The following is a 26,842-nucleotide window of genomic DNA, read 5'->3' as shown; positions in this document are numbered from 1 at the left end:
CGGCCCGTGTCCGAGACGCTTTCCTGCGCCGTCCATCAACCGAATCTCTTCCCCCGACTGTCCACACTGGGCAAACTGCTCCGCGCCGACGTGTGGGTCGTGCTCGACGACGTGCAGTTCAACGCCCGCGACTACCAGCACCGCGCCCGGCTCGCCGCGGCCGCCGACCCGGAGGCCCAGCGCTGGCTGACCGTGCCGGTGCACCGCCCGCGCGGCCGGGACAGCCGGATCGGCGAACTGCTCCTGGCCGATCCGGCCGGCACCCACCGCACGGTGTCCCGCCTGGTGCGGCAGTACTACGGCCGCTGCCCGCACTGGCGCGAGACCGGCGAGCTGGTCGAGGAGGTGCTCGCCGCGCTGGCGCTGAACGAGCGGCCGGCGGTCGTGGCCGAGGTGTCGGTGCGCGCGATGCTGCACCGGCTCGGCTGGCGCGGCGCGGTGGTGCGCAGCAGCGACCTGCCCTCGCGGGAGGGCCGGTCGCAGCGGCTGGCCGACCTCGCCGCCGCGGTCGGCGCCGGCACCTACCTGTGCGGGCCGGGCGGGGCGAAGTACCTGTCGGAGCGCCCGTTCCTGGAGCGCGGGCTCCACGTGCGCTACCCCCCGCCACCCCCGCTGAGCCGGGAACGCGGGATGCGCACGGCCAGCGCGCTGTGGGCGTTCGCGCAGCGCGGCGCGGCCGGTGTCCGCGACGCGCTCGCCGTGGACTGCGTGCCGGCGCGCTGACCCAAGACCCCTTGTCCACAAGGTAAAGACCATTCCGGCAACCGGGTCTTCACGGCGGCCCGCTTACCCTCGGCTCCCGTGCGTCCGTCTCGTGGTGTGCCCCGGTTCCTCGCCTTCTGCGCGGTCGCGGGGGTGCTCGCCGCCGGGGTCGCCGCGCCCGTCGTGCTGGGCGCGGGTGTGCTGTCGAACCAGGTCGCCGACGCCGTGGACGGGATCTCCGCCACGCTCGCCGGCAGCGAGCAGCCGCTGGTGACCACCGTGACCGACCGGGACGGCACCCCGATCGCGACGTTGTTCGACCAGTACCGCCTCCCGGTCACCGCCGGGCAGATCTCCCCGGCGATGAAGGCCGCGATCGTGTCGATCGAGGACCGGCGCTTCTACGACGAGGGCGGCGTCGACGTGAAGGGCATGGTGCGCGCCGCGCTGCACGACTCCTCCGGCGGCAGCACGCAGGGCGGGTCGACGATCACCCAGCAGTACGTCAAGAACTACCTCGTCAACGTCGTCGACCGGAACGACCGGGCGGCGCAGCTGGCCGACCAGGCCGACACCATCGCCCGCAAGCTGCGCGAGGCCAAGATCGCCGTCCAGCTCGGACAGACCGTGTCCAAGGAGGACATCCTCACCGGATACCTCGACGTGGTCGAGTTCACCGGCAACATCTACGGCGTCGGCGCCGCAGCGCACGCGTACTTCGGCACCACGCCGGACAGGCTGACGGTGCCGCAGGCCGCGCTGCTGGCCGGGATGGTGAACAACCCCAGCCTCTTCAACCCCTACACCCACCCGGACCAGGCCCGGCAGCGGCGGAACCTGGTGATCGACGCGATGGTCGGCACGAAAGCCCTCACCGCGGCCGACGGCGCCACCGCGAAGGCCGCGCCGCTCGGCGTCCGGCCCGGCGGCCCGGACGTCCCGTCCAGCACGTGCCTGGGCGCCGCGCCGGACGCCGGTTTCTTCTGCCAGTACGCGGAGAGCTACCTGATCCGGTCCGGGTTCATCGCCGACCAGCTGGAGACCGGCGGGTACGTCATCCGCACCACGCTGGACCCGCGGGTGAGCCGGATCGCGAAGGACGCCGTGGACGCGAACGTGCCGGTCACGCAGGACGGCGTCGCGAACACCTTCGCGGTGATCCGGCCGGGCCAGACCACCCACGAGGTGCTCGCGATGGTCGCCAACCGGAACTACGGCACGGACCCGGCGCGGGGCGAGACGGCGACCAACATCGTCGCGGGCGCGGGCAACGTGTTCGGCGCCGGATCGTCCTTCAAGATCTTCACCGCGGCCGCCGCGCTGGAGAGCGGCAAGGCGGGCCTGGACACGCCACTGCCCAACCAGGCCGGCCAGTGCTTCACCCAGCCCGGAGCGAACGAGTACACGCAGCCGTACTGCGTGCAGAACGACGGCGTGCACTACCCGGACCCGATCTCGCTGCGGGACGGTCTGGCCACCTCGCCGAACGTCGCGTTCGTCAACCTGGAGCAGCAGGTCGGCATGCCCGCGGTGCTGGACGTGGCGCGGCGGCTGGGCCTGCGGAACACGCTGACCACGAACGACGCGGGCGCGAAACCCGACCCGTCGTCGCCGGACCCGCAGTACAGCCAGCCGCAGTCGCAGTACTTCCAGGACAAGCTGTCGTTCACGCTCGGCAACAGCCCGGTGAGCCCGCTGGAGGTGGCGAACGTGCCGGCGACGCTGATGAGCGGTGGCACCTGGTGCCCGCCGGACCCGATCCTGTCGGTCACCGACCGGTACGGGCACGACGTCCCGGTGCGGCGGCAGGCGTGCGAGCAGGCGGTGCCGCCGGGGCTGGCGGACTCGCTGCTGAACGGCCTGAGCCAGGACACGGTGTCGGGCACGTCGGCGGCGGCGGCCGCCGCGGCGGGCTGGCACCACGCGGACTTCGGCAAGACCGGCACGACGCAGCGGAGCGAGTCGGTGGCCTTCGTCGGCGGCGTCGACGACTACGCCGTGTCGTCCATGGTCTTCGCCGACGGGCCGCACCCGGCCGAAATCTGCCCCGGCCCGCCGGTGCACCTGGGCTCGTGCGGGCACGGCGCGTTCGGCGGCACGGTGGCCGCGCCGCCGTACTTCCACGCGATGAACGAGATCCTCGGCAACCGCCCGGACACCCCGATCCCCGCGGCCGATCCGGCGTACCTGCGGGCCCGCGCGTAGCCGGCGCAGCGGGAGGCCGGGTCGCCCGGCCTCCCGCTTGATCACCTGGCCGGTGGGCGTGGTCGTGGCTCAGCAACGCCCGTAGCTGTCCGCCCGATCGTTGGTTCCCTCCGGCATCGTCCGGCGGGACTTGCCCGGGGAGAGGGTGTCGAGGAGTTCCTTGTTGCCGTTGTCGTACAGGCAGTACTGGTACGGGGTCTTGTTGGCCCAGCTGCTGACCCGGTCGTGGTCGCCGGGGTTCAGCGAGCGGAAGGAGACCGCCGGGTAGGCCGTCGGGGCGTAGGCGAAGTTGCCTTCCGTCCACATGCAGACCCGCCCGTTCGGGCAGTCGCTCAACGAGTAGACGTGGATCGGGGACGCCTGCGCGGCCGGTACCGCCAGGGCGGTGAAGGCGGCGGCGACGGACAAGGCGATCGAGAGCTGGGCAAGAGGTCGGTGCACGACGGATCCTCCGGTTTCGGTCGATGGCAGTACCCGCGATGCGCCGCTGTCTCCCCGGACATCCCCAGTCGAACCACGATGACTACGCCTCGCGCGGCTGCCCCTGTTCCTGACACCGGTCAGTCTCGGGAAGCGCCGGGGTCAGCGGCCGGGGCATGTCCGTGATCCTGCGAATCCTGTCCCCGGTCATCCCGTAGTGGCTCAGGAACGCCTGGCGGAGCGTCTCCGCGGACCGGAACCCGCACCGCCGTGCGATCGCGGCGAGCGACAGGTCGCTGCCGCGCGCCAGGTGGGCGGCGGCTTCGGTGCGCACCCGGCGAACCGCGCGAGCCGGCGTGACTCCCAGCTGGCTCGTGAAGAGACGGGTGAGGTGCCGGGTGCTGATCCCGGCGCGGGCCGCCAGCGCCGGTGGGCTGAGATCCGCCGGAAGGTGAGCGGCGACGTACCCCAGCAGGTCCCGGACGATCCGGCCGCCGGGCGGCGGGGCCAGGAACGTGCTGATCTGCGCCTGATCGGCCGGCCGGTGCAGGTAGGCGACCAGTTCCCGGGCGACCTCACGGGCCAGGGTCGGTCCGTGATCGTCCTCGATCAACGCCAGGGTGAGGTCCAGAGCGCTGGTGATCCCGGCGGAGGTGTAGACGTTGCCGTCGCGGACGTACAGCGGCGCCACGTCGACGGTGACGGCCGGGAACGCCGAGGCCATCAGATCTCCGTATTCCCAGTGCGTGGTGGCGCGGCGGCCGTCGAGCAAGCCCGCGGCCGCCAGCACGAAGGCGCCCGTGCAGACCGACGCGATCCGCCTGCAGCGCGGCGCCAGACGGCGCACCTGCGTCAGCAACCCATCGTCGGCCATGGCGGTTTCCGTCCCCGGTCCCCCGACGACCAGCATCGTGTCGAGCCGCCCGGTGACCGCCGCCAGCCGCCGGGCCCCGGTCAGGCCGATTCCGGAGGAACTGCGAACTTGCCGCCCGCGCGTCGTGGCGAGCTCGATCGCATACGGTGGCGCCGCGCCGCGGTTGTTCGCGATCTCGAACGCCGCGCTGGGGCAGGCGAGGTCGAGAATCTGCGCATCGTCGTAGGCGACCAGAAGCACGCGCCGGACCGCGCTGTCCTCGGCTGGCACGTCACACCCCCTTCGCGTCGTGGCGGACAGCCTGGGGTCAACCTAGCCACGCACCGGGGCCGTGTCGTAACCTCCGGTGAGTGGGCTTCGAGGAAGAGCCCCCGGAACCCGCCGGGCTCGGGCCGGGTGAGCTGGTCGCCGGGCAGTACGAGGTCGACCGGTGCTTCGCCCGCGGCGCGTTCGGCTACGTCTACCTCGCCCGCGACCGGAACCTGCAGGGCAAGCAGGTGGTGCTCAAGGGCCTGACCCGCCCGCACGACACGGCCGCGATCAAGCTGGCCGTGCACGAGAGCCGCGTGCTCACCGCGCTCGAACACCCCAACATCGTCCGCATCGTCAACGTCGTCACCCACCGCGGCCTGCGGTACCTGGTGATGGACCACGTCGACGGGCCGTCGCTGCGGAGTGTGCGTGACGCGGGCGGGATGACGATCGCCGACGCGCTCGCGTGCGCCGTCGACGTGCTGGGCGCGCTGGCCTACCTGCACGGCAAGGGCCTGCTGTACTGCGACATGAAGCCGGACAACGTGATCCGCACGCGCCGCTCGGCCAAGCTGATCGACTTCGGCGCGATCCGCCGCACCGGCGACCGGGAGAGCCCGATCCTGGGCACCACGCCCTACCTGGTCGGCCACACCGAGATCCGCGAGCACGGGCTGACCGAGCGGGCCGACATCCACGCCGTCGGGGTCATGCTCGACGAGCTGGTCGAGTGCGGCGACGGCGATCCGGGGGCGGAGTCGTTCCGCCGTCTGGTCGCCCGCGCGACCGCCGGCTACGACCGGCGCTTCGCCGACGTGCCGGAGATGCTGAACCAGGTGCGCGGGGTGCTGCGCGAGGTGCGCTGCCTGACCGACGGCAAGTCGCGGCCGGCGCGGTCGGCGGTGTTCGCCGAATCCGCGGCGCTGCTGGACGACGGGCTCAGCCTGGCCCCGCCGCTGACCACGTGGACCGGCGGCGGCAGCACCACCCTGGCCGGCGGGCGGCCCTCCCCGGCGGACGTGGCGACCGGCCTGCCCGTGCCGTTCCCCGATCCGGACGACCCGCACACGCCGCTGCTGCACACCGTGCGCGCGCCGGACCCGCGGCGGCTGCTCACCAAGCTCGCGCGCGTCCCGGGATCGGTGGAGGTGGACTTCCACCGGGCCCGCGCGCACCTGGAAGCAGGCAACCTGACCGCGGCGGGGCACTGCCTGCGGTCGGCGGAGCGGCAGCTGGGCTGGCGGGCGCACCACGACTGGCGCACCAGCTGGCACCGCGGCCTGCTGGCGCTGGCGGAGGACCGGGTGCGCGAGGCCGGGGAGCTGTTCGACGAGGTCTACCGGGCCACCCCCGGCGAGCTCGCGCCGAAACTGGCGCTGGGGTTCTGCGCCGAGTACCTGTCGCGGCCGGACACCGCGGCCGCTTTCTACCAGGCGGTGTGGGCGTGCGACCGGTTGCAGGCCAGCGCGGCGTTCGGGCTGGCGCGCATCCGGCTGCGCGCCGGGGAGCGCGGCGCGGCGGTGGCGATCCTCGACGAGGTGCCGGAGATCTCGCTGCACCGGCACGGCGCCGCGGTGGCCGCGGTCCGGATCCTCGCCGGTCACCTGCCCGGCGGCGCGCACCCGTCGGCGAGCGACGTCGCGGCGGCCGCCGACCGGCTGCACACCTTGACGCTGGACAGCGAGGAGTCGTGGCAGCGCCTGGCGACCGCGGTGCAGGAGAGCGCTTTCTCCTTCGTGCTGGAGCACGGCGACGGCTCGCTGCCGCCCGGCCCGGTGCTGGGGAATCCGGTGTCGGAGAAGGGTTTGCGGGACCGGCTGGAACGGTCCTACCGCGAGCTGTCGCGGCAGGCCCGCACCGCGGACGAGCACGGTGTGCTGATCGACCGGGCCAACGGCGTGCGAGCGAGGTCCCTGTGGTGAGCTCGACGACGCGGCGCACGCTGGTCCGGCTGCGGGTGGCCCTGCTGGTGACCACCCTGGCCGTGCTGGTCACCGGGTTCGCCACGGTGCGGGGCGTGCAGATGGCGGCGGAGACCGTGCGGGACCGGACGGCGCAGGCGGTGGTCGAGGTGGCGGCGGCCGAGTCGGCGCTGATCCGGGCGGACCGGGCGGCGGTGCGCAGCTTCACCTCCGGCGAGGTCCGCCTCGCCGGGGCCGGCACCGAGTACGCGACGCAGACCGCGCTGGCGAGCCAGAGCCTCACCCGCGTCGCCGAGCTGAACGAGGCCGGGGACGCGGGCAGCCAGATCCTGCGCCTGGTCGAGGGACTGCTCGCCGCCTACCGGGCCGCGGTCGCGCAGGCCGACGCGCACTACCGGCAGGGCGGCGGCGAGGTCGTCGGCACGGCGGACCTGTGGGACGCCTCCTCGCAGCTGCTGCACTCCCCCGACGGCGTGCTGGAGCAGCTCGGCGACCTGCGGTCGGTGCAGGAGCAGGCCCTGGCGCGGCAGCTGACCACCGGCTGGCTGCACCCGGCCACGCCCGCGCTGTGGGCGGTGCCGATCGCGGTGCTGCTCGCGCTGCTGTGCGTCACCCAGCTGTACCTGGGAAAGCGCTTCCAGCGGCTGGTGAACCCGCAGCTGCTGGCGGCCACGCTGCTGCTGCTCGGGTTGTGCGCCAGCATGATGTTCACCCTCGTCGCCGCGCACCGGCTGGACACCGCGCGAGACCGGCTGACCGAGGTGCTGGCCGGGTGGGACCGGCGGATGGCGCTGACCGACGCCGACGGCCAGGACAAGCTGATCCGCCTGGTCACCGCGCACTGCCGGGGCGGGGACTGCGGGCCGACGGTGGGCGCGGCGGGCCAGGTGCCGACGAGCGTGGCGGGCACCATTCCGGACGAGGCGACCACCGCGGCGGGCACCCGGGACGTCAGCGACCGGCTGGAGGCGGCCGCGGCGAGCAGCCAGTTGCCGCTGGTGGTGCCCGCGGTGACGCTGGCGATCGCCGTGCTCGCCGGGTGGGGGCTGCACGCCCGGCTCGACGAATACCGGTTCCGCTCATGAGGGGCCTGGCCGGGGTGCTGATCCTGCTCGCCGCGTGCCTGACCGGCTGCGGCGCCGGGGCGGGCACGCGCACGATCACCGTGCTCGCGTCGTGGACCGGCGCGGAGGGCGCGGCGTTCGAGCAGGTGCTGGCGGGGTTCACCGCGGAGACCGGGATCCGGGTGCACTACCAGGGCACGCGCGCGGTGTCGCAGGTGCTCGCCTCGGACGTGCAGAACGGCAACCCGCCGGACATCGCGGTCGTGCCGAACCCGGGTGAGCTGGTCACCTACGTGCGCTCGCACAACCTGTACCCGCTGGACGACGTGCTCGGCGCGCCGCCGGCGGAGATCTACGGTCCACAGTGGCTCCAGCTGCAGGTGGCCGGGCAGGCGCACCTGTACGGGATCGCGGTGAAGGTGGACCTGAAGAGCATCGTGTGGTTCAACCCGGCGCTGCACGGCCTGGCCCAGCCCGGCACCTGGGACGAGTTCGCGGCCGCGACCGGCGCGCGCCCGTGGTGCCTCGGGCTGAGCGCGCCACCGGTGTCCGGGTGGCCGGGCACCGACTGGGTGGAGGACGTCCTGCTGCACCAGTCCGGACCGGACGTCTACCGCCAGTGGGCGGCCGGGCAGCTGGCGTGGACCGCGCCCGCGGTGCGGCGCGCGTGGCAGACGTGGGGCGCGATGATGGCCGGCACCGTCGGGGACAACCCGGGCCGGGTGCTGCTGACCAACTTCGCCGGCGCCGGCAAGGGCATGCTGACCTCGCCGCAGAGCTGCGCCTACGAGCACAACGGCTCGTTCATGCTGGCGCGCTACCCGGACGCCGGACGTGAGCTGGACTTCGTGGCCGTCCCGCCGGCCGGGCCGGACGTGGCGCCGGGGACGTACGAGGTGTCGGCCGATCTGGCGGGGATGTTCACCGACACGCCGGCGTCGCGGGCGCTGATCCGGTACCTGGCGACCCCGGCGGCGCAGGAGATCTGGCCGCGGGTCAGCGGAGGCAGCGCGTTCTCCGCGACGCGCTCGGTGGACCTGCGCGTCTACGACGGCCACCCGGCGGCGCGCAAGATCGCCGAAACGCTGCGCTCCGGCGGCACCCTCTGCTTCGACGCCTCGGACCTGATGCCCGCGACGATGGCGAACGCCTTCTACCGCGCGACGCTGGAGTACCTCGACGACCCCGGCCGCCTGGAGACGCTGCTGGAGCAACTCGACCGGATCCGGCTGGGCGTCAGCCCGCAGGAGTGGCTGAGCGTCCCTTGTGGACGCTGAGCGCCACGGCCTGCGACCTGAGGTGACGGAGTGCCGCCGTGCGGAGCCATCAGTCCCGCTTCCGGCCGGCGGTCTTCCAGATCACCACCATGGCGATGAGCACCAGCACCACCACGATGAGGCCCTTCACGAGGAAGTCGTGCAGCAGCTCGCCCATGATGCCGTCGCCGTCGGCCAGGAGCAGTCCGCCGGTCATGTCCCCAGACCCTTTCCCCGGCCGTGTCTCAGCGCCGGTGGTCGTTCGGGCGGTTCCGGTCGTCCAGGTGGTCGAGGGCGCCCCTGGTGACGGCCCCCTTCCAGCCGCTTCCCCGGCGCCTGCCCTGTCCCGCCCGGCTTTCCACGTAGGCACGGGCCAGAGCTGGTGCTCCAGGCCGTAGCGGACGGCTTCGGCACGGTGCCGGACGCCGATCTTCGCGAACGCGTTGTTGATGTGGGTCTTCACCGCCTCGCCGATGCACAACTCGGCGGCGATCTCCGCGTTGGTCAGCCCGCGGGCGATGAGCCCGACGACCTCCGCCTCGCGTGCGGTCAGTCCGTCCGGCAGCGAGGGCTTCCCCCGGGGCCGGGCGTCCAACGCGGCCACCAGGCGTTCGGCGACCTTGGCGTCGAAGGTCGCCTGGCCGGCCCGACCGACGAGCCGGTGGGGGTGATGCCGTTGACGCCCGCGACGGCGTGCCGCGCGGCGACGAGGGCGGAGACGGTGGCCCGCTCGGCGACGGCGGCCGGGTGCAGGATCACGACCGGGTGAACGCCGTTCGCCGCCGCGGGGAACGGGTTTCAGACCTTGGTGATCTCCGCGATGAACCCGTCCACGTCGACCAGGGCGCTCTCCGCGCCGAGCGGGACGAGCGCGTGGGTGGAGGCGATGAAGCGGGCCGCGCCCTCGCGGCTGAGCTCGACGACGGCGTACCCGTCCGGCGATTCCAGCTCGATGAGCAGCTGGTCCGGACCGGTCGGCAGGTCGGGCCGGATCCGCACGTCGCCCTCGCCCGCCGGTTCGCTGATCCCGGCGACGAGGAGGTCCCGCGCGAAGCACCACTCGACCCAGCGGCCGCGGTCGGCCCGGAAAGCGAGGGTGATGGCGTAGGGATCGGCGGTGGTGTAGCTCCACCGCGAGAAGACCGGGATGTCGTAGCCGTCCAGGCTGACGAACTGGTGCTCCTCGACCGTTTCCGCGTGCACGATGGCCTCCTGTCCTCCCGCGGCTCTTCGCCAATAGGACGGATCCGGGGGGCCGTCGTTACGCGGTTTCGCGGAGGAATTTCACGACCCACCCGCTGGAGTGACGGCGGCGGGCGGGACGATGGACCGATGCAGCACGACGACGACCCCACGGCGGAGACCGGCCCGATCCGCCGGATCCCCGGGCCGCCTGCTGCCGACCCCCGCCGCGCGCGACGGGCGCGGCGCTACGCCGAGACCGGCGACTCCCCCGCCCGGCCCGCGGGTGGCGACGCCCTGGGTGGCCGGCCCGCCGCGGGGGCTTCCTCCGCGGAGCACCGAGCGGACGGGCGTCACGGCACCGGAAGTGGCAGCTCCGCACGTGCTGGTGGCGGCGCCCCGGGCACCGGCCGGCGATCGCGCGCGACTGCCGCCGAAGCGGACTCGCGTCGCACTGGCCGCCGGAACCCTGACGAGCGCACGGCGCGCCCGCCCCGGAGCCCTGCCGGATCGGACGAGGCCGCCGGGCCCTCCGAGGCGAGCCTTCCGCGCGCGGCGCATCGTGCGAGCGGAGCCGGCCGCCCGCGACGGGGGCGCGCCGAAAGCACCGGCCACCGGGCGCGCCGCTCCGAAGACACCCCGCCCCGCGCCGCCGCGCCACCCACCGGGCACGGGCACGGCCACGGCCACTCCCCCGCACCGCCGGCCTCCCGGCGCGTCAAGCTCCTCCTCATCTGGCTGCTGGCCCCCATCGCGCTCGCCACCGTCGCCGGCCTGCTGCTGCTCTACCCCTGGGGCCAGGCCGAACCGGACTCGGCGATCTCGCAGGGCACCCCCGTCCACGGCACCATCAGCACCGCCACCTCCGGCCCCTGCCTGGCCGCCGGTCAGGTGCAGGTCGGCGACCAGCCGGACGCCAAGCCCTGCCTCACCGCCACCATCACCCTCACCGACGGGCCGGGCAGCGGGCGCACCGTCGAGCTGACCGTGCCCATCGAGCCGAGCACCCCGCGCTTCAGCGCCGGCGACGACGTCGTCCTGGCCTACAACGGCGGCGATGCGGCCGATCCCGGCTCCTACCAGCTGGTCGACTTCCAGCGCGGCCTCCCGCTCGCCGTGCTCGCCGCGCTGTTCGCGATCGCCGTGGTCGTCCTCGGGCGCTGGCACGGCCTGGCCGCGCTCGGCGCGCTGGTGCTCAGTTTCGTCGTGCTGGTGGCGTTCGTGCTGCCCGCGATCCTGGCCGGGGAGAACCCGCTGCTCGTCGCGATCGTCGGCGCCGGGCTCATCATGTTCATCGCCCTGTACCTGACCCACGGCCTGTCCGCCCGCACCTCCGTCGCCGTGCTGGGCACGCTGGTCAGCCTGGCCCTGATCGGCGCGCTGTCGGCGACCTTCTCCGCGGCCGCGTCCCTGACCGGGCTGGACGACAGCACCTCGACGCTCATCGCCTCCCTCGGCCACGGCATCGACGCGCGCGGCCTGCTGCTGGCCGGCATCGTGATCGGCGCGCTCGGCGTGCTCGACGACGTCACCGTCACCCAGACCAGCGCCGTGTGGGAGCTGCGCCGCGCCAACCCGTCGCTGACCTGGCGCGAGCTGTACTCCGCGGGGCTGCGGATCGGCCGCGACCACGTCGGCTCGGCGGTGAACACGCTGGTCATGGCCTACGCCGGCGCCGCGCTGCCGGTGATGCTGTACTCGTCGATCTCCGGCGTCGGGCTCGGCGCGATCCTCGGCTCGCAGGACGTCGCGCAGGAGATCGTGCGGACCCTGGCCGGCAGCGTCGGCATCGTCGCGGCCGTGCCGGTGACCACCGTGCTGGCCGCGATGATCGCCAGCCGCGAACCCGTCAGCCCCACCAGGCACAGCAGCGATCACTAGCCCCAGGCGAGCACCCCGCGCTGGTCAGGCCCCTCGCCATGGGGTACGAAGGCCGGGCACACGGTTCCCGTCCGGCGGGGAGGGGTCTTGGTCGTTCACGCATTGCCGCGGCGCCTGACGAACGCCGCCGTCCGCACGCTCACGAGCCTGCCGCGCATCGCGACCGCGCTCACCGAACTGCGTGACGCGGCCAAGCACCTGGAACGGCTGGCGACCTTCGCCGCGGAGGAGCTGCCGGAGATCGTCTACCAGCTGGAGGGCATCCGCGAGCAGCTGACCGCGATCGAGAACCGGCTCGGCGGCCGCGACGGCGAGGTCAGCCCAGCCGCGCCACGAACCGGCTCACGGCCTCCATCGTGAACCGCTGCGCGATCTTGCCCGGCGGCGCAGCGGACGCCAGCTGGTAGAGGGGCCGGTCCGGCACACCCGCGCCGCGCGCCTCGGCCCGCAGCTGCGCGACCAGCAGCTCGGCGAAGACCAGCCCGTTGGCCTCGATGTTGTTCGCCACCGCGTCGGCCAGCCGCCGCAGGGTGAGGATGGGCAGCTCGCGCCCGCCGGTCCCGGCGTAGACGGCGAGGTCGATCTTGACGACCTGGCCGCGCTGCCCGGAGTTGAACAGCAGGCTGACCGTGCGCGCCCCGCGGACGTCGGTGACCAGCAGGTCGATCCGCCGCGCCTGAGCCAGGTCCACGCGGCGGGTGCGGAAGGTGCGCACCAGCACCGCGGTGCCCTCCAGCCACAGCTTGCGCCGCACGTTCCACACCACCACGTACAGCAGCGGCAACCCCACCACCGCCGCGGTGACCAGGCCCGGGACCTGCCCGCCGATCAGTCCCGCGATGCCGCCGAACGCCGCGGCCATGATCAGCACCCCGGCCAGACCGGAGAGCAGCCGGCGCCGGGCCAGCCCCGGATCCTCCTGGTGCAGCGGCAGCCGCCGCGGTTCGGCCGGCTTCTTCGGCTCGGTCACTTCTTCCCCCATCACGGCATCGGGACGACGCTGCGCGCCCCGCTCAGGAACGGATTGCCGGCCCGCTCACGGCCGATCGTCGTGGCCGGGCCGTGCCCGGGCAGCACCACCGTGTCATCGGGCAGCGGCAGCAGCACGTCACGCAGGGACTCCCCCAGCCGCCGCTGGTCGCCGCGGCCGACCGAGCCCGCGAAGAGCGTGTCGCCGGTCAGCGCGAGGCGGCCGCCCTCGGGCGTGGTCACGCGGAACACCACCGAGCCGTCGGTGTGGCCGGGCACCAGGTCGACGTCGATCACCAGGCCCGCCAGTTCCAGCGGCGCGCCGGTCAGGTCGCGCACGTCCGCGGGCAAGCCGTCGTGCAGGCCGCGGTCGGCCGGGTGGATCCACATCGGAACGTCGTGGGCCGCAGTCAGCACCGGAGCGCCTCCGACGTGGTCGGGGTGGCCGTGGGTGGCCAGCACCGCCGCCGGGGTCAGCCGGTGCTCGGCGAGCGCCTCGGCGACGCGGCCGGCCGAGTCCTCGCCCGGGTCGACGACCACGCACGCGGTGCCCGGGCCGGGCGCGAGCAGGTAGCAGTTGGCCCGCAGCGCGCCTGCCGGGAACCCGACGACGAGCACGAAAATCCACCTCCGCGTCCGCGCGTCCACCCGTGCCCGGGATGTCCGGCACCCACCCTAACCGGGGCTGTACAGGGTCCTCACAGGCTGTGCCCATAGACTGCCGCCACCCGATCGGTGACGTCGAGTGGATTCTGGAGGGCAGGTGGCGACCAACCAGCAGCGCCGTGAGGCCGCGAAGCGCAAGCTCGAGCGGCAGATGGCCCGCCGGGCGGAGCAGGCGAAACGCCGCAAGATCGTCGGCGTCGGCGCGACCGTCGGCGCGGTGGTCGTGGTCGCCGGGCTGGTGGTGTTCTTCGCGACCCGCGGCAGTGACGGCGGTGACGCCGCCGCCTCCCCGACGACGGCCCCGTCCTCCGGACTGAACATCCCGACGCAGCGCGCCGCGGTGCCGCAGCGGCCGACGCCGCTGCCGAACCCGGTGCAGTGCGAGTACCCGGCCACGCCGGGCGAGTCCGCGGCCAAGCCGAACAACCCGCCGCAGGGCAAGGACATCCCGTCGACCGGCACGGTGAACGTCACCCTGAAGACCACCGCCGGGGACATCCCGCTGACGCTGGACCGCGCGCTCGCGCCGTGCACCGTGAACAGCTTCCTGAGCCTGGCGCAGCAGGGGTACTACACCGACACGTCGTGCGCGCGGCTGGGCACCGACGCGAGCCTGATGATGCTGCAGTGCGGTGACCCGAGCGGCACCGGCAGCGGCGGCCCGGGCTACTCGTTCGCCGACGAGACCTTCCCCGAGCTGACCTACGGCCGCGGCCTGCTGGCGATGGCCAACGCGGGCCCGAACACCAACGGCAGCCAGTTCTTCATGGTGTACGGCCCGGCGGAGCTGAGCCCGGATTACACCGTGTTCGGCTCGATCTCCGACGCCGGCCTGGAGGTGCTCGACAAGGTGGCCCGCGCCGGCCACGACGGCAGCTTCGACCCGAGCCCGGGCGGCGGCAAGCCGAACACGGAGGTCAAGTTCACCGCGGTGACGATCGGCTGATCCTCGTCCCGGCAGCGGCCTGGAGTCCAGTGTGGACCCCAGGCCGCTGCCGCGTTCAGGAGGCCGTGAACTTCGGCTGGCGGCGGCCCAGGAAGGCCGCCACGCCCTCGGCGTAGTCCTCGCCGTGGATGGCCGCGGAGCGGATCTCCTCGACCTCGCCGTCGCTTTCGGACTGTCCGTCGAGGATCTTGCCGATGATCCGGTTCATGCCGCGGATCGAGGCCTGCGAACGGGAACACAGGGTGGTGACGAAGTCCGACACCCCGGCGTCGAGGTCGGCGAACGTGTCGTTGACGAGGCCGATCTCGCGGGCGCGGGCGGCGTCGATCAGCCGGCCGGACAGCAGGAAGTAGCGCGCGTGGGCGGGCCCGATCAGCGACACCAGCTGGCGCGTGGAGCGGAAGTCGTAGACGATGCCGAGTTTCGCCGGGGTGATCCCGAAGCGCGCCCCGTCCTCGGCGAAGCGGAAGTCGCAGGCGACGGAGATCTGGCAGCCGCCGCCGATGCAGTTGCCGCGGATCTTCGCCACGGTCGGCTTGGTCATGCCGGCCAGCGCGGTCACCGCGCCCTCGACGACCTCGTCGTAGGCGGCGGCGCCGTCCGCGGTGGAGCGCAGGCTGCCGAATTCGGAGATGTCCGCGCCCGCGGAGAAGTCCGGCCCGGCGCCGGTCAGCACGAGCACCTTGAGCGCCGGATCGGCCTCCACCGCGGCGACGGCGTCCGGGATCGCCGCCCACATGTCGTGCGTGATCGCGTTCTTCTTCTCCGGCCGCGCGAAGGTCAGCGTGGCCACTTCCCCGTCGCGCGCGAACTCCAGCCCTGGTGCCATACCGGCACCCTAACCGCCGGGGTCAGGAGGCGGACGTGACGCGGTACACGTCGTAGACGCCCTCGACGCCGCGGACCACCTTCAGCACGTGGCCCAGGTGCTTCGGGTCGCCCATCTCGAAGGTGAACCGGCTGACCGCCACCCGGTCCCGCGAGGTCTGCACCGACGCGGACAGGATGTTGACCTTCTCGTCGGCCAGCACCTTCGTCACGTCGGACAGCAGCCGGTGCCGGTCCAGCGCCTCGACCTGGATGGACACCAGGAACACCGAGTTCGCCGACGGCGCCCACTCCACCTCGACCAGCCGCTCCGGCTGGGCGCGCAGGTCCTCGGCGTTCGTGCAGTCCGTGCGGTGCACGCTGACGCCGCCGCCGCGGGTGACGAACCCGAGGATCTCGTCGCCGGGCACCGGGGTGCAGCAGCGCGCCAGCTTGGTCCACACGTCGGTGGCGTCCTTGACGACGACACCCACGTCGTTGGCCGCGCGGCGGCGGGTGACCGTGGACGGCGTGGACCGGGCCGCGAGCTCGTCCTCGGCCTCCTCCACGCCACCGATCAGCGCCACCAGCCGCTGCACGACGTGCTTGGCGCTGACGTGGCCCTCGCCGACCGCGGCGTAGAGCGAGCTGATGTCCGGGTGGTGCAGCTCGGCCGCCAGCGCGCCCATCGCCTCCGCCGACACCAGGCGCTGCAACGGGAGGCCGACCTTGCGGACCTCCTTGGTGATCGCGTCCTTGCCGGCGTCGATGGCCTCGTCGCGGCGTTCCTTGGCGAACCACTGGCGGATCTTGGCGCGCGCCTTGGGTGATTTGGCGAAGGTCAGCCAGTCGCGGCTGGGCCCGGAGTTCTCCGCCTTGGAGGTGAAGATCTCGACGACGTCGCCGTTTTCCAGCTTGCGTTCCAGCGCCACCAGCCGGCCGTTGACGCGGGCGCCGATGCAGCGGTGCCCGACCTCGGTGTGCACGGCGTAGGCGAAGTCCACCGGCGTGCCGCCGACGGGCAGGGTGACGACGTCGCCCTTGGGCGTGAACACGAAGATCTCGCGGGCGGCCAGCTCGTAGCGCAGCGAGTCGAGGAACTCGCCGGGGTCGGCGGCCTCCCGCTGCCAGTCCAGCAGCTGCCGCATCCACGCCATCTCGTCGATGTCGACGGCGGTGCCGTGATGGGTGCCCTTGGTCTCCTTGTACCGCCAGTGCGCCGCGATGCCGTACTCGGCCGTGTGGTGCATCTCGTAGGTGCGGATCTGCACCTCGAGCGGCTTGCCGTCCGGCCCGATCACCGTGGTGTGCAGCGACTGGTACACGCCGAACCGCGGCTGGGCGATGTAGTCCTTGAACCGGCCGGGCATCGGCTGCCACAGCGCGTGCACGACGCCCATCGCCGCGTAGCAGTCGCGCACGTCCTCGACCAGGATCCGCACGCCCACCAGGTCGTGGATGTCGTCCAGGTCGCGGCCGCGGACGATCATCTTCTGGTGGATGGAGTAGTAGTGCTTGGGCCTGCCCTCGACCTTCGCGGTGATGCGGGAGCCGCCCAGGGCGCCGGTCAGCTCGTCGATCACCTTGCGCAGGTAGATGTCCCGCGAGGGCGCGCGGTCGGCGACCAGCCGGACGATCTCGTCGTACTTCTTGGGCTGCAGGATCGCGAACGCGAGGTCCTCCAGCTCCCACTTGACCGTGGCCATGCCCAGCCGGTGCGCCAGCGGGGCCAGCACCTCCAGGGTCTCCTTGGCCTTGCGGACCTGCTTCTCCGGCGGCAGGAACCGCATGGTGCGCATGTTGTGCAGCCGGTCGGCGAGCTTGATGACCAGCACGCGCGGGTCGCGGGCCATCGCGATGACCATCTTGCGGATGGTCTCGGCCTCGGCCGCGGTGCCCAGCTTGACCTTGTCCAGCTTGGTGACGCCGTCGACGAGCTGCGCGACCTTCTCGCCGAAGTCGGCGGTCAGCTGCTCCACCGAGTAGCCGGTGTCCTCGACCGTGTCGTGCAGCAGCGCCGCGACCAGCGTGGTGGTGTCCATGCCCAGCTCGGCCAGGATGGTCGCCACCGCGAGCGGGTGCGTGATGTACGGGTCGCCGGACTTGCGCCGCTGGTGACGGTGCAGCTCCTCCGCGACGTCGTAGGCGCGCTGCAGGAGGCTCAGGTCCGCGTTCGGGTGCAGGTCGCGGTGGATCGCGGCGAGCGGTTCCAGGACCTGCTTGACCGGGGCGGCCCGCTGGGCGGTGATCCGCCGCGCGAGCCGGGCGCGGACACGCCGGGTGGCGGACGGTGCCCTGGTGACGCCCTGCGGCTGCGTGCCGCGGTTGTCGGGGGTCTCCCGGGCGGGCGCCGGGCTTTCGAGCTCCTGGCTCAAGCCCACCTCCTGCTGATCGCGCGGCCTGTAGACCACCAAGCGTAACCCCGGCGGGCCACCTCGTTGTTCCCAGCCGCGCCGACCGCCGCGCTCGCGCGCCGAACGGTCAGGTGACCAGGAGCGAGCTGACCTTCCGGCCGGCCAGCGCCGACCGCCCGTCGAGGGCGGCCAGCTCCATCACCACGGACACGCCGGTGACCGTCGCGCCCGCCTTCTCCAGCAGCTCACAGGCCGCGGCGACGGTGCCGCCGGTGGCGAGCACGTCATCGACCACCACGGCCCGCTGCCCCGGCCGCACCACGCCGGAGGGCAGCTCCAGCGACGCCGTGCCGTACTCCAGGGCGTAGTCCACCCGCCCCGCGACGCTGGGCAGCTTGCCGGGCTTGCGCACCAGCACGACGCCCATCGCGCGGGCGTAGCCGACGGCCGCGGCGAGCAGGAACCCGCGTGCCTCGACCGCGGCCAGCACGTCGGTGCCCGGGTCGACCGTGGCCGCCAGCGCGTCGATCACCGCCGCGAACCCGTCCGCGTCGGCGAACAGCGGCGACAGGTCCCGGAACAGCACGCCCGGCTCCGGGAAGTCCGGGACCTCGGCGATCAGGCCGAGCGCACGCTCCAGGTCCACGTCAGCGCTTCCGCTTGCCCGAGGGCCGCCCGCGCCGCGGCTGCGCCTTCGGGGTGCGCGCCGGGACGCTCGCCGCGGCCGCGTACGCCTTCTCCTTGCGCAGCTCGGCGCCCAGCGCCTCGTCGTCGCTGGCGTCGAAGTCCTCGTCGCGCTCGGCGGCCTTGCGCGCCTGGTTCGCGCGGCGCGCGCGGACCCGGTCGGCCTGCTGCTTGTACTTCGGGTCGCGCATCTTGAAGTCGACCAGCAGCGGGGTCGCCAGGAACAGCGACGACAGCACACCGGCGAGCATGCCGCTCAGCTGCACCAGCGCGAGGTCCTGCAGCGTGCCGGAGCCGAGCAGGACGTAGCCGACGACCAGCAGGCCCAGCACCGGCAGCAGCGCGATGACCGAGGTGTTGATCGAGCGCATCAGCGTCTGGTTCAGCGCCAGGTTCGCGGTCTCGGCGTAGGTGCGGCGGGTCAGGCCGAGGATGCCGCGGGTGTTCTCCTTGACCTTGTCGAACACCACCACGGTGTCGTAGAGCGAGAACCCGAGGATCGTCAGCAGGCCGATCACCGTCGCCGGCGTGACCTCGAACCCGACGAGCGAGTAGATGCCCGCGGTGACGAGGATGTCGTGCACCAGCGCGATGAGCGCGGTGACCGCCATCCAGCGTTCGAAGTAGACCGCGAGGAACACGGTCACCAGCACCATGAACACGGCGAGCGCGATCAGCGCCTGCTGGGAGATCTCCTGGCCCCAGGACGCGCTCACCGCGCTGTCGCTGATGGCCTGCACGCTGGGCTGGCCGTTGCTGCCGATCGGCTTGAGCTGGTCGAACAGGGTCTGCTTGACCTTGGCGACCTGGTCGGCGTCCAGGGTGTCGGACCGCAGCTCGACGGTGGCCGCGTCGCCGACGCCGACCGTCTGCGCCGAGTCGGCCTGCTCGCCGAGCGCGTCGGCGAACGCCTGCTTGGCGGCGTCGGCGGTGATCGGGCCGTTCGCGCCGCGCGCGGGCATCTGGATCTGGGTGCCGCCCTCGAACTCGATGCCGAGGTTGAAGCCCTTGATGCCGATCGAGGCGATGCAGACCAGCATCAGGACGGCGAAGAACAGGTACCAGCGCTTGCGCTTGCCGACGATGTCGAAGGCGCCGGTGCCGACGTAGAGGCGGTGGAACACGCTCTCCTTACCGGCCTTCTTCGTGGCCGGCGCGGCGTCGGTGCTCGGGGTGTTCGGCTCGTCTGCCACGTCAGGACTCCTTCGCGCCCGCGCCGGCGGGCACCTTGCGCGCGGACCGGCGCTGCGCGGCCAGCGTCTGCACGCCGCCGAGGCCGGTGAGCTTCGGCTGGGACAGGAACTTCGACTTCGACGCCAGCACGACCAGCGGGTGCGTCACGAGGAACACCACGATCAGGTCGAGCACGGTCGACATGCCCAGGGTGAAGGCGAAGCCCTGGACGTCGCCGACCGCGATGGCGTAGAGCACCGCGGACGCGAGGAACATGACCGCGTCCGAGGCGAGGATCGTGCGCCGGGCGCGCACCCAGCCGCGGGGCACCGCCGAGCGGAAGCTGCGCCCGCCCTCGCGGATCTCGTCCTTGAGCCGTTCGAAGAACACCACGAACGAGTCCGCGGTGACACCGATGGCGATGATGAACCCGGCGACCCCGGCGAGGTCGAGGGTGAAGTTGATCCAGCGCCCGAGCAGGACCAGGACCGCGTAGACGATCAGGCCGGACAGCGCCAGCGAGACGACCGTGAGCACCCCGAGCAGCCGGTAGTAGACCAGGCAGTAGACGAACACCAGCGCCAGGCCGATGCCGCCGGCGATCAGGCCCGCCTTGAGCGAGGCCAGGCCGAGTGTGGCCGACACGGTGGTGGCGTCGGAGGAAGTGAACGACAGCGGCAGCGAGCCGTACTTCAGGATGTCCGCGAGGTCCTTGGTCTGGGCCTGGGTGAAGTTGCCGCTGATCTGGGTGTTGCCGTCCAGGATCGCGCTCTGGATCGTCGGCGCCGACACGACCTGCGTGTCGAGCACGAACGCGGCGCGCTGGCCGATGTTCTTGGTGGTGAAGTCGGCCCAGGTCTGGCGGCCCTCGGACTTGAACGACAGGTCGACCGTCCAGCCGGGCTTGTTCTGCGCCGGCGCCGAGGACATCGCGTTGTCGATCTCGGTGCCCTTCAGGAACACCGGGCCGAGCAGGTACTTCTCGGTGCCGGTCTGGTCGCAGGCGAGCAGCGGCAGGTTCGGGTCGTCGTTGCCGCGCAGCGGGTCCTGCGTGGAGCAGGTGAACGCGGCCAGCGCCTGCGCGGCCGCGGGGCCGGCGGCGAGCGTGTCGCCGCTGCCGGTCACCAGGTCAGCGGCCTGGCGGGCGGCCTTGGCCTGCTGGATCGCGGCCGGATCGTCGCCCTGGCCCGGGGGCGGCACGACCGGCGGGGTGGTCACGGTCTGCGCGTCGAGCACCTTGCGGAAGCCGAGCTGGGCGGTCTGGCCGAGCTTCTTGGCCTGGTCACCCTGCTCGCCGGGCACGGTGATGACGATGTTGCTGCCGTCGAGGATCACCTCGGTGCCGCTGACGCCGATCCCGTTCACGCGGGTCTCGATGATCTGGCGGGCCTGGTTGAGGGACTCGCGCGAGGGCGCCGAGCCGTCCGGGGTGCGGGCGCTCAGCGTCACCCGTGTGCCGCCCTGCAGGTCGATGCCCAGCTTCGGCGTGGGCTTACCGCCGCCGGTGAAGAACACCAGGGCGTAGAGCACGACCACGATCAGGACGAAGAAGCCGAGATAGCGTCCCGGGCGGATCCGCCCGGCCGGTGGTGCCACGGTGGTCGTTCTCCTCGACGGTCAGCTACGCGGGAACTCGTGCCGCCTACGCGGCGGTACGCAGACACTACTCGCCGCGTTGTGAACGCGGCGTTGACCCCGGCGCCACCGTCGGACGCCGGGGTGCTGCCCTCGCCGGGCTACTTCTTCTCGCTCTCCAGCGAGGGAGCAGCGGTCTTCTCGTCGGCCTGGACCTTGGGCGCCACCGTGGTGTCCGAGGTGTCGGCGACCTCGGCGGTCTCGACGACGTCGGCCTCGTCGGTCTCGATCTCGTCGGCCACCTCGGGCGCGACCTTCTCGCGCACCGCCTGGCGCAGCCACGTCGTCACGACACCGGGCGCGATCTCGATGTCGATCGTGGTGTCGTTGCTGGTGTCGGCCACCGTGCCGTAGAGGCCGGAGGTCGTCATCACCCGGTCGCCCTCGGACAGGCTGCTCTGCAGCTTCTGCTGCTCCTGCACGGCACGCTTCTGCTTCCGGGTGCCCATCACCAGCGGGATCGCCACGACGAGCATGAGCAGCAACGGCAGGAAAAGCTGTTCCATGATTCTCCATTCGGTGTCACGGCCCCCGGCCGTCGCACCTATTTGTCCGGATGTGCTCTTTCGAGTGTGCCAGGCGCCACTGACCAGGCCTGCACCCGGTTAGTCGAACAGGGTAGGCCCTGCCTGGTCCGGGCGCGGCGGTGGGCGCAGACCCAGGTGTTCCCAGGCACTCGCCGTCGCGACCCGGCCACGCGGGGTGCGCGCGAGCATACCCGCGCGCACCAGGTAGGGCTCGCAGACTTCCTCGACCGTCGCCGGTTCCTCACCCACCGCGACGGCCAGCGTGGAGACCCCGACCGGCCCGCCGCCGAAGGAGTGCACCAGCGCCTCGAGCACGGCGCGGTCGAGCCGGTCCAGGCCCAGCTCGTCGACGTCGTAGACGGCCAGCGCGGCGCGGGCGACGGCCAGGGTGACCCGGCCGTCCTCGCGCACCTCGGCGTAGTCGCGGACGCGGCGCAGCAGCCGGTTGGCGATGCGGGGCGTGCCGCGGGAGCGGCGGGCGATCTCCGCGCTGCCCTCGGCGTCGATCTCGATGTCCAGGATCTTCGCCGAGCGCCGGATCACCTGGTCGAGCTCGTGGTCGGCGTAGAACTCCATCTGCCCGGTGAAGCCGAACCGGTCGCGCAGCGGGCCGGTCAGCGCACCGGAGCGGGTGGTGGCGCCGACCAGGGTGAACGGGGCGATCTCCAGCGGGATGCTGGTGGCGCCCGGGCCCTTGCCGACCACCACGTCGACCCGGAAGTCCTCCATCGCCAGGTAGAGCATCTCCTCGGCGGGGCGGGCGATGCGGTGGATCTCGTCGATGAACAGCACGTCGCCCTCGGCGAGGTTGGACAGCATCGCGGCGAGGTCGCCGGCGCGTTCCAGGGCCGGGCCGGAGGTGATGCGGATGGCGGCGTCCAGCTCGGCCGCGACGATCATCGCCAGGCTCGTCTTGCCCAGGCCGGGCGGGCCGGACAGCAGCACGTGGTCCGGCGGGACGCCGCGCCGCCGGGCGCTCTCCAGCACCAGTTCCAGCTGCTCGCGCACCCGGGGCTGGCCGATGAACTCGCTCAGCCGGCTCGGGCGCAGCGTCGTCTCCATCTCGCGCTCGCCCAGCTGGGGCAGCGCGGAGAGGGTCTCGTCCGCCGGGTGCTCGGTCACCTCGTCATCGTGCACGCGTCAGCAGCCTCACTTGCGCCCGAGGGTGCTCAGGGCGGCGCGGAGCACGGCCGGGGTGGTGTCGGCCCCGCCCGCGGCCAGCACCTTCTCCACGGCCTGCTCGGCCTGCCTGGCGGGGAACCCGAGCCCGGTGAGGGCCTCGACGACCTCGGCGCGCACGGCGCCGGCGGCCGGGGCCGCGGTGGTCTCGGCGCTCCCGCCGGCCGCGGCGACCTTGTCCCGCAGTTCGAGGGTGAGCCGCTCGGCGCCCTTGCGGCCGATGCCCGGGACCTGGGTGAGGACGGTGATGTTGCCTTCGGCCAGCGCGGTGCGCAGCTTGTCCGGGTCGAGCACGGCCAGCGCGGCCAGCGCCAGCCGCGGGCCGATGCCGGAGACGGTCTGCAGCAGGCCGAACAGCTCGCGGGCCTCGGCGTCGGCGAAGCCGAACAGGGTCAGCGAGTCCTCGCGCACCACCAGCGAGGTGTAGAGGCGGACCTCTTCGCCGCGCCGCAGCGTGGCCAGCGTCGACGGCGTGGCCTGCACCGCGAGGCCGACCCCGCCGACCTCCACCACGACGTGGTCGAGCCCGACCGAGAGCACCTCGCCCCGGACCGAGGAGATCATCCCCGCACTCCCTTCCCTGGTGTCCGCGCCTTCGTCCGGCGCGGAACCGCCGCCGACACGGTATTGGCCGCCTTCGCCGCCGCGGCGAGCCGGGCCTGGTGCGCGCGGGCGAATTCGGCCGCGCGGGCCTCGGCCTCGGCGAGGCGGTCGCGCATCGGCTGGCGCCACAGGTGGCAGATGGCCAGCGCGAGGGCGTCCGCGGCGTCGGCCGGGCGGGGCGCGCTCGCGAGCCCGAGCAGCCGGGTCACCATGCCGGTGACCTGCGCCTTGTCCGCGCGGCCGCTGCCGGTGACGGCGGCCTTGACCTCGCTGGGGGTGTGGAACACGACCGGCAGCCCGCGGCGGGCGGCGGCCAGCGCCACGACTCCCCCGGCCTGCGCGGTGCCCATCGCGGTGCGCACGTTGTGCTGGCTGAAGACGCGCTCGATGGCGACGGCCTCCGGGCGGTAGGTGTCCAGCCAGCGCTCGACGGCGTCGGAGACCGCGAGCAGGCGCCGTTCCAGGGTGTCGTCGACCGGGGTGCGGACGACGTCCACGGCCACGCAGCTGACGGTGCGGCCGGTGCCCCCGTCCACCACGCCGAGCCCGCACCGGGTCAGCCCGGGGTCCACGCCGAGCACTCGCACCGATCACCCTCCTGCCGCCGAACACGCGTTCGAGGTGAGGCTACCGCGCCGGGCGGCGCCGCCCCGGCAGGACGCGCCGGGGCGGATGATCGTCCATTAAGGACCGTCGACGCCCGGGGTCCAGCTCTCCGGCGCGCCGCTCTCGGTGAGCACCGGCTGCCAGCCGGCGAAGCCCTCGGGCGCGCCCGCGCTCCACGGCCAGTGCCCGTCCGGGGTGGCGACGATGATCTGCACCGCCGGGAAGTCGCCGTCCGGGTAGACCAGGAACGCGCTGCCGAAGTACTCGAGGTAGTGGCCCTTGGCGACGCGCTCGAAGGTGACCGGCACGCCCTCGAAGAAGTCGTCGTAGACCTTGCCCGGCACGAACTCCTCGCCGTTGGCGGCGCGGTCGACGTAGGCGTCGAGCAGGACCGGCGCCATCTGCTCGGGCAGCCCGACGACGACGGCCTCGGGGACCTCGTGCAGCGCCCACACGCACGCCGTGAACGCGTACCCGGCCCCGGAATCGTCGCCCGCCACGGAGATCACCGCGTTGCCGCGGGTTTCGGCCTGGTTGACGATCCACTCGAGGAGCTCGGATTCTTCGGGCGCGAGGGTCTCGGTCACGGGCGGCATTCTGCCGTACGCGGGTGGCGGCGGCACAGCCCCCGGTGGTGGAAAATTCTTCTTGCACGACAAGGCCCTCCGGTGCGGCTGCGCCGGAGGGCCTTGGGACGCGCGGGTGTTATGCGCCGACTTCTTCGAGCACCTCGTCGGAGACATCGAAGTTGGCGTAGACGTTCTGGACGTCGTCGCAGTCCTCGAGCGCGTCGATCAGCCGGAAGACCTTCTTGGCGCCCTCGGCGTCGAGCGGGACGCTCACCGACGGCAGGAACGTCGGGTCGGCCGACTCGTAGTCGTAGCCGGCGTCCTGCAGCGCCTTGCGGACGTTGACCAGGTCGGTGGCCTCGGAGACGATCTCGAAGTTGTCGCCGAGGTCGTTGACCTCCTCGGCGCCCGCGTCGAGGACGGCCATCAGGACGTCGTCCTCGGACAGGTCGTTCTTGGGCATGATCACCACGCCCTTGCGGTTGAACAGGTACGACACCGAGCCCGGGTCGGCCAGCGAGCCGCCGTTGCGGGTCAGCGCGGTGCGGACCTCGCCGGCCGCGCGGTTGCGGTTGTCGGTCAGGCACTCGATCAGCACGGCGACGCCGTTGGGGCCGTAGCCCTCGTAGTTGATCGTCTGCCAGTCCGCGCCGCCCGCTTCCTCACCGGCGCCGCGCTTGCGGGCGCGCTCGATGTTGTCCTGCGGGACCGAGTTCTTCTTCGCCTTCTGGATGGCGTCGTAGAGGGTGGGGTTGCCCTCGGGGTCGCCCCCGCCGGTCCGCGCGGCGACCTCGATGTTCTTGATGAGTCTCGCGAACAGCTTGCCACGCTTGGCGTCGAGGGCGGCCTTCTTGTGCTTCGTGGTGGCCCACTTGGAGTGGCCGCTCATCTCTCCTCCGTCTCGCTCGTCGTCGCCGCGTCCCGCACCATCTGCACGAACAGGCGATGGACCCGATCGTCCCCGGTCAGCTCCGGGTGGAAGGCCGTGGCGAGCACCGGCCCCTGCCGGACCGCGACGATCCTAGCGCCGGTCGTTTCGGTCGCGGGCACCGTGGCCAGGACCTCGACCCCGTCGCCGGCTTTTTCCACCCAGGGGGCGCGGATGAAGACCGCGTGCAGGGGGCCGCCCGGGAGGGCGTCGAAGGCCAGGTCCTCCTCGAAGGAGTCGACCTGGCGGCCGAAGGCGTTGCGCCGGACGATGACGTCGAGCGCGCCGAGCTGGTGCTGGTCGGGGCGGCCGTCCAGGGCCTGCTTCGCGAGCAGGATCATGCCCGCGCACGAGCCGAAGGCGGGCATTCCGGCGGCGAGCCGCTCCCGGAGCGGGCCGAGCAGCTCGAAGGTCTCGAGCAGGCGCGACATGGTGGTGGACTCCCCGCCGGGCAGGACGAGCCCGTCGACGGCCGCGAGCTCGGACGCCCGCCGGACGGTGACGGCGCGCCCGCCGGCGCGCTCGACCATGGCGGCGTGCTCCCGGACGTCCCCCTGGAGCGCGAGCACGCCGATCTGCGGTACCGCGGACACCTGACCTCCTGAAACGCTTCGTGATTACTGTATTCCGCCGCGGGCCTCGCCGGGTGGGCGAGGGCCCCTCGGTGGGTTTCGTTCCGCGGGCGGCCGCCCCGGCGTGCTACCTCGCGGCGGGTCCAGTCGCGGGTTTGACGAGAGGCCCACTCACCCCGCCACGAGATGCCCAGCCGCACGATCGCCAGCCGCACGATCGCCAGCCGCGCCCGCACGAACGGCACTCTCGCGCCCACACGAGTGGCACCCTCGCACCCGCACGAACGGCCCCCTCACGCGCGCACGAGTGGCACTCTCACACCCACACGAGCGGCTCACTCGCGCCGACACCTGCGGGACTCCCGCACCCGCACGAGCCGCCCAGTCACGCCCACACGAGCGGCCCAGCCACCCCCACACGAGCTGCACTCCCACACCCAGACGACCCGCACTCGCGCGCGCCCGCACGAGAAGCACCACTCGCGCCCGGGCGAAAAGCACACTCGTGCCTGCACGACTGGCACAGTCGCCGCCGCACGAGATGCCCAGTGGCTCGCCGCCGAGCGAAAGGACCAGTCACGAGCCCACGACAGACCTTCTCGCTCGCCACGACACGCCCACTCGCGCAGGCGCCACTCGCACCCACACGACAGGCACTCTCGCGCACCAAGAGCTGCCCACTCACAGCCGCACGAGTGGCACTCTCACACCCGCCCAAGTGGCACTCTCGTGCTCACACGAGAAGCACCACTCGCGCCCGGGCGAAGAGGCCAGTCGTGCGCGCACGACTGGCACGGTCGTCGCCGCACGAGGTGTCCACCGGCTCGCCGCCGAGCGAGAGGGCCAGTCATGAGGCCACGAGGGGT

General features: G+C 72.8%; 26 protein-coding genes. 8 read left to right on the top strand and 18 right to left on the bottom strand.

The window, feature by feature from the left end; genetic code table 11:
- The first annotated feature begins 6 nt into the window (after positions 1 to 6).
- Complete coding sequence (locus L1857_RS17340; RefSeq protein WP_233157493.1) at positions 7 to 723, top strand: WbqC family protein; 717 nt, start codon at positions 7 to 9, stop codon at positions 721 to 723.
- Positions 724 to 801: 78 nt separating this feature from the next.
- On the top strand, positions 802 to 2,907 hold the full coding sequence (locus L1857_RS17335; protein ID WP_249465612.1) for a transglycosylase domain-containing protein: 2,106 nt from the start codon (positions 802 to 804) through the stop codon (positions 2,905 to 2,907).
- Positions 2,908 to 2,976: 69 nt separating this feature from the next.
- On the opposite strand, the gene L1857_RS17330 is transcribed toward L1857_RS17335, so the two are convergent.
- Together L1857_RS17330 and L1857_RS17325 are read right to left on the bottom strand one after the other, a co-directional pair.
- Positions 2,977 to 3,348: a peptidase inhibitor family I36 protein gene (locus L1857_RS17330; RefSeq protein ID WP_162831143.1), complete on the bottom strand. Its 372-nt coding sequence runs from the start codon at positions 3,346 to 3,348 to the stop codon at positions 2,977 to 2,979.
- A gap of 82 nt (positions 3,349 to 3,430) precedes the next feature.
- A complete protein-coding gene (locus L1857_RS17325) occupies positions 3,431 to 4,471 on the bottom strand; it encodes a GlxA family transcriptional regulator (RefSeq protein WP_162831144.1) in 1,041 nt (346 codons plus the stop codon).
- Positions 4,472 to 4,551: 80 nt separating this feature from the next.
- Between L1857_RS17325 and L1857_RS17320 the strand changes: the two genes are divergently transcribed.
- From L1857_RS17320 to L1857_RS17310, 3 genes are read left to right on the top strand one after another with little or no spacing between them, the layout of a single operon-like run.
- Positions 4,552 to 6,375: a serine/threonine protein kinase gene (locus L1857_RS17320; protein ID WP_249465609.1), complete on the top strand. Its 1,824-nt coding sequence runs from the start codon at positions 4,552 to 4,554 to the stop codon at positions 6,373 to 6,375.
- The gene (locus tag L1857_RS17315; RefSeq protein ID WP_143266245.1) at positions 6,372 to 7,460 is read left to right on the top strand and encodes a hypothetical protein; all 1,089 of its coding nucleotides are present in this window, start codon (positions 6,372 to 6,374) and stop codon (positions 7,458 to 7,460) included. The genes L1857_RS17320 and L1857_RS17315 overlap by 4 nt, the downstream gene beginning before the upstream one ends.
- A complete protein-coding gene (locus L1857_RS17310; RefSeq protein WP_116111758.1) occupies positions 7,457 to 8,716 on the top strand; it encodes an ABC transporter substrate-binding protein in 1,260 nt (419 codons plus the stop codon). Before L1857_RS17315 ends, L1857_RS17310 begins: the two co-directional genes overlap by 4 nt.
- A 49-nt stretch (positions 8,717 to 8,765) precedes the next feature.
- Here L1857_RS17310 and L1857_RS35720 read toward each other — a convergent pair whose 3' ends face one another.
- Both L1857_RS35720 and L1857_RS17300 read right to left on the bottom strand, forming a co-directional pair.
- The gene (locus L1857_RS35720; RefSeq protein WP_429727767.1) at positions 8,766 to 9,299 is read right to left on the bottom strand and encodes a helix-turn-helix domain-containing protein; all 534 of its coding nucleotides are present in this window, start codon (positions 9,297 to 9,299) and stop codon (positions 8,766 to 8,768) included.
- Positions 9,300 to 9,493: 194 nt separating this feature from the next.
- Positions 9,494 to 9,898 carry an SsgA family sporulation/cell division regulator gene (locus L1857_RS17300; protein WP_094008384.1) on the bottom strand — a complete coding sequence of 135 codons (405 nt, stop codon included), beginning with the start codon at positions 9,896 to 9,898 and terminating at the stop codon, positions 9,494 to 9,496.
- Between the two features lie 129 nt (positions 9,899 to 10,027).
- Between L1857_RS17300 and L1857_RS17295 the strand changes: the two genes are divergently transcribed.
- Entirely contained in the window at positions 10,028 to 11,758 is a 1,731-nt protein-coding gene (locus tag L1857_RS17295; protein WP_249465606.1) for a YibE/F family protein, read from the top strand.
- 87 nt (positions 11,759 to 11,845) lie between these two features.
- A complete protein-coding gene (locus tag L1857_RS17290; RefSeq protein WP_094008385.1) occupies positions 11,846 to 12,118 on the top strand; it encodes a hypothetical protein in 273 nt (90 codons plus the stop codon).
- Here the strand turns inward: L1857_RS17290 and L1857_RS17285 are convergent.
- Together L1857_RS17285 and L1857_RS17280 are read right to left on the bottom strand one after the other, a co-directional pair.
- Positions 12,075 to 12,728, bottom strand: a complete 654-nt coding sequence (locus L1857_RS17285) for a hypothetical protein (RefSeq protein WP_094008410.1) — start codon at positions 12,726 to 12,728, stop codon at positions 12,075 to 12,077. The two genes, L1857_RS17290 and L1857_RS17285, sit on opposite strands and share 44 nt — an antisense overlap.
- An 11-nt stretch (positions 12,729 to 12,739) precedes the next feature.
- A complete protein-coding gene (locus L1857_RS17280) occupies positions 12,740 to 13,345 on the bottom strand; it encodes an MBL fold metallo-hydrolase (RefSeq protein WP_094008386.1) in 606 nt (201 codons plus the stop codon).
- 145 nt (positions 13,346 to 13,490) lie between these two features.
- Here L1857_RS17280 and L1857_RS17275 point away from each other — a divergent pair, with 145 nt between their 5' ends.
- A complete protein-coding gene (locus L1857_RS17275; RefSeq protein WP_094008387.1) occupies positions 13,491 to 14,339 on the top strand; it encodes a peptidylprolyl isomerase in 849 nt (282 codons plus the stop codon).
- Positions 14,340 to 14,394: 55 nt separating this feature from the next.
- Here L1857_RS17275 and L1857_RS17270 read toward each other — a convergent pair whose 3' ends face one another.
- The 12 genes from L1857_RS17270 to pdxT form a co-directional block, all read right to left on the bottom strand.
- On the bottom strand, positions 14,395 to 15,168 hold the full coding sequence (locus L1857_RS17270) for an enoyl-CoA hydratase/isomerase family protein (RefSeq protein ID WP_249465604.1): 774 nt from the start codon (positions 15,166 to 15,168) through the stop codon (positions 14,395 to 14,397).
- A 22-nt stretch (positions 15,169 to 15,190) separates the two neighbouring features.
- Complete coding sequence (locus L1857_RS17265) at positions 15,191 to 17,521, bottom strand: RelA/SpoT family protein (RefSeq protein ID WP_094008411.1); 2,331 nt, start codon at positions 17,519 to 17,521, stop codon at positions 15,191 to 15,193.
- Between the two features lie 106 nt (positions 17,522 to 17,627).
- Positions 17,628 to 18,146 carry an adenine phosphoribosyltransferase gene (locus tag L1857_RS17260; RefSeq protein WP_116111765.1) on the bottom strand — a complete coding sequence of 173 codons (519 nt, stop codon included), beginning with the start codon at positions 18,144 to 18,146 and terminating at the stop codon, positions 17,628 to 17,630.
- A gap of 1 nt (position 18,147) precedes the next feature.
- Positions 18,148 to 19,377 (bottom strand): protein translocase subunit SecF, encoded by a 1,230-nt coding sequence (gene secF / locus L1857_RS17255; RefSeq protein WP_249465601.1) that lies wholly within the window; start codon positions 19,375 to 19,377, stop codon positions 18,148 to 18,150.
- 1 nt (position 19,378) lies between these two features.
- The gene (gene secD / locus L1857_RS17250; RefSeq protein WP_094008391.1) at positions 19,379 to 20,953 is read right to left on the bottom strand and encodes a protein translocase subunit SecD; all 1,575 of its coding nucleotides are present in this window, start codon (positions 20,951 to 20,953) and stop codon (positions 19,379 to 19,381) included.
- Positions 20,954 to 21,093: 140 nt separating this feature from the next.
- Positions 21,094 to 21,498, bottom strand: coding sequence for a preprotein translocase subunit YajC (gene yajC / locus L1857_RS17245; protein ID WP_094008392.1), 405 nt, complete (start codon positions 21,496 to 21,498; stop codon positions 21,094 to 21,096).
- 99 nt (positions 21,499 to 21,597) lie between these two features.
- Positions 21,598 to 22,581 (bottom strand): Holliday junction branch migration DNA helicase RuvB, encoded by a 984-nt coding sequence (ruvB, locus tag L1857_RS17240; RefSeq protein WP_233157495.1) that lies wholly within the window; start codon positions 22,579 to 22,581, stop codon positions 21,598 to 21,600.
- Positions 22,582 to 22,668: 87 nt separating this feature from the next.
- On the bottom strand, positions 22,669 to 23,262 hold the full coding sequence (gene ruvA / locus L1857_RS17235) for a Holliday junction branch migration protein RuvA (protein WP_116111770.1): 594 nt from the start codon (positions 23,260 to 23,262) through the stop codon (positions 22,669 to 22,671).
- Positions 23,259 to 23,888, bottom strand: coding sequence for a crossover junction endodeoxyribonuclease RuvC (gene ruvC, locus L1857_RS17230; protein WP_116111773.1), 630 nt, complete (start codon positions 23,886 to 23,888; stop codon positions 23,259 to 23,261). Before ruvC ends, ruvA begins: the two co-directional genes overlap by 4 nt.
- 96 nt (positions 23,889 to 23,984) lie before the next feature.
- On the bottom strand, positions 23,985 to 24,503 hold the full coding sequence (locus L1857_RS17225) for a DUF4262 domain-containing protein (RefSeq protein WP_094008395.1): 519 nt from the start codon (positions 24,501 to 24,503) through the stop codon (positions 23,985 to 23,987).
- 109 nt (positions 24,504 to 24,612) lie between these two features.
- Positions 24,613 to 25,365 (bottom strand): YebC/PmpR family DNA-binding transcriptional regulator, encoded by a 753-nt coding sequence (locus tag L1857_RS17220; protein ID WP_094008396.1) that lies wholly within the window; start codon positions 25,363 to 25,365, stop codon positions 24,613 to 24,615.
- Positions 25,362 to 25,997 (bottom strand): pyridoxal 5'-phosphate synthase glutaminase subunit PdxT, encoded by a 636-nt coding sequence (gene pdxT / locus L1857_RS17215; RefSeq protein ID WP_116111777.1) that lies wholly within the window; start codon positions 25,995 to 25,997, stop codon positions 25,362 to 25,364. The genes L1857_RS17220 and pdxT overlap by 4 nt, the downstream gene beginning before the upstream one ends.
- Positions 25,998 to 26,842: the final 845 nt, after the last annotated feature.

This window comes from Amycolatopsis thermalba (genome assembly GCF_023376025.1).
GTDB classification, from domain to species: domain Bacteria; phylum Actinomycetota; class Actinomycetes; order Mycobacteriales; family Pseudonocardiaceae; genus Amycolatopsis_E; species Amycolatopsis_E thermalba.
Note: the sequence above shows the minus strand (reverse complement) of the source record. Positions and strands in the feature narration are given on the sequence as shown.

Coding starts and splice junctions, on each gene's coding strand:
- ruvA (WP_116111770.1), bottom strand. CDS start 23,262: ATGATCTCCTCGGTCCGGGGCGAGGTGCTCTCGGTCGGGCTCGACCAC.
- yajC (WP_094008392.1), bottom strand. CDS start 21,498: ATGGAACAGCTTTTCCTGCCGTTGCTGCTCATGCTCGTCGTGGCGATC.
- L1857_RS17225 (WP_094008395.1), bottom strand. CDS start 24,503: ATGCCGCCCGTGACCGAGACCCTCGCGCCCGAAGAATCCGAGCTCCTC.
- L1857_RS17310 (WP_116111758.1), top strand. CDS start 7,457: ATGAGGGGCCTGGCCGGGGTGCTGATCCTGCTCGCCGCGTGCCTGACC.
- L1857_RS17220 (WP_094008396.1), bottom strand. CDS start 25,365: ATGAGCGGCCACTCCAAGTGGGCCACCACGAAGCACAAGAAGGCCGCC.
- L1857_RS17295 (WP_249465606.1), top strand. CDS start 10,028: ATGCAGCACGACGACGACCCCACGGCGGAGACCGGCCCGATCCGCCGG.
- L1857_RS17270 (WP_249465604.1), bottom strand. CDS start 15,168: ATGGCACCAGGGCTGGAGTTCGCGCGCGACGGGGAAGTGGCCACGCTG.
- ruvB (WP_233157495.1), bottom strand. CDS start 22,581: ATGGAGACGACGCTGCGCCCGAGCCGGCTGAGCGAGTTCATCGGCCAG.